Source organism: Robiginitalea sp. (assembly GCF_049588695.1).
Classification (GTDB): Bacteria; Bacteroidota; Bacteroidia; order Flavobacteriales; family Flavobacteriaceae; genus Robiginitalea.
In genome coordinates, this window is sequence record NZ_JBAVZJ010000547.1 from 1 (window position 1) to 5,644 (window position 5,644).

Sequence of the window (5,644 nt, forward strand, 5' to 3'; positions counted from 1 at the left end):
GAAAGCCTCGACAATTACCAGATCTTAAAAAGTGTCATTCCGGAGGCTGAGTTATTCGACTATTCTACGAATTTGCGGTCGTTAACTCAGGGAAAGGCGACTTTTCATTCTAAATTTCATGCCTTCGAAGCGGTACCCAAACATATACAGCAGGAATTGGTGAAAGAGTTGGAACCGGCCTGATTTTGCCCTTAAGCCCTGAAGTTTATGATAAATAGCCCCTTGTTCGATGTCTTTTAGAAGTTATGTACTTCTATTCCTGCTTGGGGCAATTTTCTCAGGTTTTTCACAGGAGAACGAGGAGTATCGCGCCGGGTTCGCAACCGTTCACCTGGTGGATTCCTCCCGGACCTATAAGCCCGGCACATCCCCCTCGGAGCGTTTGCATTACAGACCTCTGGATCTGGATATCTGGTATCCGGCCACATTAGGTGAAGTATCTGAAACGATGCTTTTTGAAGACTTGTTCCGGCTGCACGAACAGCGGGCTATAGCCTACCAGGACGAAACAGATTATTCGGGGTTTTCGGATGAACTCATTTTGTATTATGCAGCTGGTTTTGGGCTGGAGGCTATGGACGGCAAGCGACTCCTTAAAAAACGCAGCAGTAGTTATTCAGGAGTACCCATGGCCACGGGCTCTTTCCCGCTTATCATCTATATGGCAGGGTACAACGGGATGGGGTGGGAGAGTTACCGCCTCCTGGAACAATTGGCAGAAAATGGGTTTGTCGTTGTGTCGATCTCATCCATCGGTGCCTATCCGGGAGACATGACCAATAGCCTGGAGAACACCCTGGAGCAGGTCTATGACGCCGAATTTGCCCTTTCCTTTATGGAGCAATCCAGTCGTTTCCCTGCAGATAGGACCCGAAAAGGTATCCTGGGCCTGAGCTGGGGGGGAATGAGTGGTATCATGTTGCTGGATCGCCACCCGGAGATAAAGGCCATGGTATCCCTGGATGGTTCAGATACCTTCTATTACGGGGATACTGAAGAAGATGATACATATCTGTCGAAAATCTATGCGGCCGGGATTTTACACCCCGAAAAGACGCAGGCCGCCTTCCTGCATATAGAGGCCGGGGATCGCCTGGCTGAATTTACCCCTACGGATGAGTACTGTTATTACAAGAAAATCAATAGCCCGGCCTGGTACTTAAGGTTTCTGGAAAGCCGGCATGCAGACTTTGGAAGTATTGCCTGGGCCCTGCAAACCAATGCGCAGGAAGTGGCGCTCTACGAGGACATCCAAACCACAACCCTCAAATTTTTCAGCGAGCATTTACAAGACCAGACTGTTTTTGAGGCCTGGTATCAAAAATTACTTCAACAGGAATCGGTTACCCTGGAGCCCCTGGAGTATGCGAAGGAGGAAATTGCAACTTACCAGGCCTCGGGAAAGATCGCAGATGCGAAGACCGGAGTAGGTTTATCCTATGTCAATATCGGTGTTATGGGCAAGGAGCTTGGGGCCGTAAGCGATCGGGAAGGGATCTTTCAATTGGACGTGGCAGAATCCCATCTCACCGATACGCTTCGGATCTCGATGATAGGGTATGAAAGTAAAGTCATTCCGGTTAAGGCATTGCTCGAACCGGGCACCGGGGCTACCATCCGCCTTAAGGAAGCCGTTTCAGAACTCGATGAAGTGGTGTTGACGGCCAGGGAGTGGAAGCGGAAAACCCTTGGAAATAAAACGGAATCGAACTTTATCGGTCACCTTTTTCATTACGACCAAATGGGGAAAGAGATGGGGATTCGTATGAATGTCGGTCGGCAACCCCTCTTGGTGGATAATTTTAGTTTTCACGTTTACCATAACCGGTTTAGCGGAGAAGTTATTTTTCGACTCAATATCTATCGGCTTGAAGGCGGGAAACCCACCGGAAACATATTAAAAGAAAATATCATCATCCCTGTGGCGTCGCAGCAGACCGGGCGGATCCATATGGACTTAAGACCCTATGGCATCGTACTAACGGAAGATGTGCTGGTGACCCTGGAATGGATTGATGCAGACGCAAAAGTTAAACCGACGGAGGCTTTGGCTGTTTCTGTGGGTGTACTTACAGGCGGGACCTACGAAAGGGTTAGCAAGGAGGTTGAAATGAAAAAAGTGCTCCGGGGTTTGGGGCTGGGGTACACCCTGGACGTGCGATACTGATCCATATATGGTCTAAATATTTTGCTGTCCATACCTGCCGGCTATTCTAAATGCTAACTGAAGTCTGGCGATGTGGTGTTTTTTTGTCCTATTGACCACCCTGAATTTCCATATCACTTTGTTTAACTTAGAACTACACCCCTGAAAATAAGGGCGGAATGGAGTGTTATGTTAAATAAATCAAATAAAAAACTGATTATTAAATTATTAGTACGATCTTTGCAGCTCAAATTAATTTTTAAAGTAGAGTAATTATGAGTAAAGGAACAGTTAAGTTCTTCAACAACGCCAAAGGATTTGGTTTTATCACTGAAGAAGGTGTTGAAAAGGATCATTTTGTACACGTTACCGGTTTAATTGACGAAATTCGTGAAGGTGACCAGGTTGAATTCGATTTAGAAGAAGGCCGAAAAGGGTTGAATGCCTTGAATGTAAGGGTCATCTAAGACATTATATTTTAAAGTTCTTAAAAGCCCGTCCATTGGATGGGCTTTTTTATTGAAATTCCTTCATTAGTTGCCTATAAAATCCTAACTTTTACAGCTCAAACATATTTATGGCTAAATCACAACAAACCTTCAGTAAGCGCGAGAAGGAAAAAAAGCGTTTAAAAAAACGAGAAGAAAAACAAAAGAAAAAAGAAGCCAGGCGGGCTGAAGCTAAAGAAAGCGGGGGAGGGATCCCTTTTGCCTATGTGGACCAGGACGGGAACTTAACCGATACGCCACAGGATCCGTCTGAACGTGTTAAGGTCGATGCCGAAAGCATCTACCTTGGAATTCCCAAAAAAGAGGAAACCGACGAGGATCCGTTTGACCCGATCCGCAAAGGAAAAGTGTCCTTCTTTGATTACTCCAAAGGTTTTGGCTTTATTATCGATACGGTAACACAGGAAAAACACTTTTGTCATGTCAGTGGTCTGGTAGATGAGATTGCCGAAAACGACAAAGTGACTTTTGAACTACGCAAGGGCATGAAGGGCATGAATGCCGTGAATGTCACGGTGGTCGAATAAGTTTTCCCAGAGTTTTTCGGATTGCCATACGGCCCACTATACTTTATGGGGTGTTGTTTACGCCAGAATGCTTTCGTGCCCGGAATCCTTCACAAATAGGCAGGTACTCTTTGTTTTGGCAGACATTTCCCTGACGAAATTGAACTTGAGGTCATCATCCATTCCAAAAATATTCAGGTCTGCAGAAGGAGCCTGGGTAATCACGGTATTGAAATCTCCCACTATAACTTCGGTAAGGGTTTCCGGCAATCTTGCCAGATTAGTCAGTAAATCCAGGAAATCCTGGGCTTTTTCAACTTCCTCAGGATTATTTATTACCGTAATCAGGCGAATCCGAGCCCCCCAATTCATTTTGAGTTTATAGGCTACCAGGATTGAGAGATCCAGGTTCCCGATATCCCATCCCAAATCCCATTTGGTCTTGCGATCACTGACCCAAACATTGATGATGTTGCGCTGGCCCAAAAGGGCAATGGGATGCAAGTAGTACAAAAGCACCCCAATTTCCAGACGTATGGACTCTTTGATGACGGGTCTTAGCTCTGTTTCGTAGTCATCGTGATCCTGCAGATTTAAAAAGACGATGTTGGGTTTAAAAAAAGCCCCCTGAAGCGCCTGGCTCCCGTAATTGATACCCTTGGCAAATTCATCGGTATGGATGATGGCAGTAGATGAAAAGACCCCTTTATTTCGAAAAGATTCGGAAATGGCTTCTAATTCGACTGCCAACGAACTGGTTTCTGAAAACGCTTCAATCCCCAAAAGCTTGATAGAGCCCTTGGGCCGGGCGATGTTCCTTAAAAACTCAAAGGTGCCTTTGAGTCCGTTCAGATCCCGGACAGGTACCATTAAATTAGCTTTCCAGGCGCGTTGCTGCATTTTTTTCATGCCCCAGGTGTGTTTGGCCGCCCATTCCGCGAAGGAGACAAAAAGCCCAGACCTTACATCTTCAAAGGGGGTTTCCAGATTCTGACGTGACAAATACCAGTAGACCATCAGGACAATCATTATCGAGACCAGGCTAATGGTAGGATTAATGATAAACATGGCAAAGATCGAAGAGATTAAGCCAAACCAGGGGACCCACCGGTGTATTTTAAATACAGGCCGGTAACTGATCAGTCCCAGGTTTTGTTCGATGATCACCACGATATTGATCATGGCATAGGTAATTAGGAAAAAGAGGGTAACCAGCGGGGCTACGGCGTTTAAATTGCGCAGTAGCAGGGTGGCGAAAATAAGGATACCCGTAACCAACATGGCGTTTCTGGGCTGTCCATTGGCACTTGTTCCGGAGAGGAATTCGGAGAAGGGGAGGACACGGTGTTCCCCCATGGCGAAAAGGATACGTGAAGAGCCGACAATAGAGGCCAGGGCAGAGGAGAAGGTGGCTCCCAGGATTCCTGCGATGATCAAAGGCCCGAAATAGGCTTTGTCGACCATAATGTAATAATTGGCGACCAATTCAGTCTCTGAGGCGCTTCTGGAGATCCAAAAAGCCAGGGCCATATAGATGACAAAACTGACCCCAATGGCCCAAAGGGTGCCGATGGGAATACTGCGCTTGGGTTCTTTCAGTTCACCTGACATGTTGGCGCCGGCCATAATGCCCGTAGCCGCAGGAAAGAACACCGCAAATACGATCCAAAAACTACTGCCTCCAAAGTCATTTTCCGGAGAACCCCGGAAGGAACCCCAACTCAGTGCATCACTTGTTGGGATGGTCATCGATCCCTGGTAGGCTGCAATAACTATTGATATCAGGGAGAGCACAATAATGCCCATAATTATAAACTGGGTTTTAATCGCCAGGTTTGCACTGATGTACGCAATGGTGATCAGCAGGCCAAAAACAATAACATCCACCAAAAAGGCATTGTGGTCTGGAAAAATACCAAGCCATCCTTCCCGGAAACCGAAGATATACATGGTCACGGCCAAACCCTGGGAGATATACCTGGGAATACCCAGACTACCGCCAACTTCTAAGCCAAGGGCCTGGGAGACAATAGCATAGGCACCCCCGGCACCAATCCGAATATTGGTTGTGATGGCAGACATAGAGAGGGCTGTGCACAAGGTGATAAAAAAAGAAATAAAGATAATCAACCAGGCACCCAGCAGTCCTGCATTTCCGACAACCCAACCCAGGCGCAGGTACATGATGACCCCCAGGATGGTAAGCAGGGTGGGGGTGAAGACCCCCCCGAAGGTTCCAAATTTTTTAGGTGCATTGGTCTGTGCATCCATGGAAATGGCCGGTTGGTATTTTGAATATTAAAAGGTACGATAATTTATGGATGATGCGGCCGAGTAATATTAAACCGAACATTAAAGATATTTATGACATTCGTATTTGCAATAGCTTTTATGTCAGCTTGGAGTAAATATCAGTCTATTTCTATGACGCCAATGTTCTCTAAACACCAATCATCTCCATTTCGCCTAAAATTACCGTAAAC

5 protein-coding genes are annotated in these 5,644 nt (G+C 46.4%); 4 read left to right on the forward strand and 1 reads right to left on the reverse strand.

Annotation, left to right across the window (positions count from 1 at the left end; genetic code table 11):
- From WBV75_RS12585 to WBV75_RS12600, 4 genes are all read left to right on the forward strand, one after another.
- On the forward strand, window positions 1-183 hold a 183-nt coding region (locus WBV75_RS12585), incomplete at its 5' end, for a hypothetical protein (protein ID WP_424120939.1).
- A 46-nt stretch (window positions 184-229) separates the two neighbouring features.
- Window positions 230-2,167: an alpha/beta fold hydrolase gene (locus tag WBV75_RS12590; protein ID WP_424120940.1), complete on the forward strand. Its 1,938-nt coding sequence runs from the start codon at window positions 230-232 to the stop codon at window positions 2,165-2,167.
- Window positions 2,168-2,421: 254 nt separating this feature from the next.
- A complete protein-coding gene (locus WBV75_RS12595; protein ID WP_289725081.1) occupies window positions 2,422-2,613 on the forward strand; it encodes a cold-shock protein in 192 nt (63 codons plus the stop codon).
- A 110-nt stretch (window positions 2,614-2,723) separates the two neighbouring features.
- Window positions 2,724-3,182: a cold-shock protein gene (locus WBV75_RS12600; RefSeq protein ID WP_424120941.1), complete on the forward strand. Its 459-nt coding sequence runs from the start codon at window positions 2,724-2,726 to the stop codon at window positions 3,180-3,182.
- A gap of 57 nt (window positions 3,183-3,239) precedes the next feature.
- Here the strand turns inward: WBV75_RS12600 and WBV75_RS12605 are convergent, their stop codons facing one another.
- Window positions 3,240-5,432, reverse strand: coding sequence for an amino acid permease (locus WBV75_RS12605; protein WP_424120942.1), 2,193 nt, complete (start codon window positions 5,430-5,432; stop codon window positions 3,240-3,242).
- Between the last annotated feature and the right edge of the window lie 212 nt (window positions 5,433-5,644).

Coding starts and splice junctions, on each gene's coding strand:
- WBV75_RS12590 (WP_424120940.1), top strand. CDS start 230: ATGTCTTTTAGAAGTTATGTACTTCTATTCCTGCTTGGGGCAATTTTC.
- WBV75_RS12595 (WP_289725081.1), top strand. CDS start 2,422: ATGAGTAAAGGAACAGTTAAGTTCTTCAACAACGCCAAAGGATTTGGT.
- WBV75_RS12600 (WP_424120941.1), top strand. CDS start 2,724: ATGGCTAAATCACAACAAACCTTCAGTAAGCGCGAGAAGGAAAAAAAG.
- WBV75_RS12605 (WP_424120942.1), bottom strand. CDS start 5,432: ATGGATGCACAGACCAATGCACCTAAAAAATTTGGAACCTTCGGGGGG.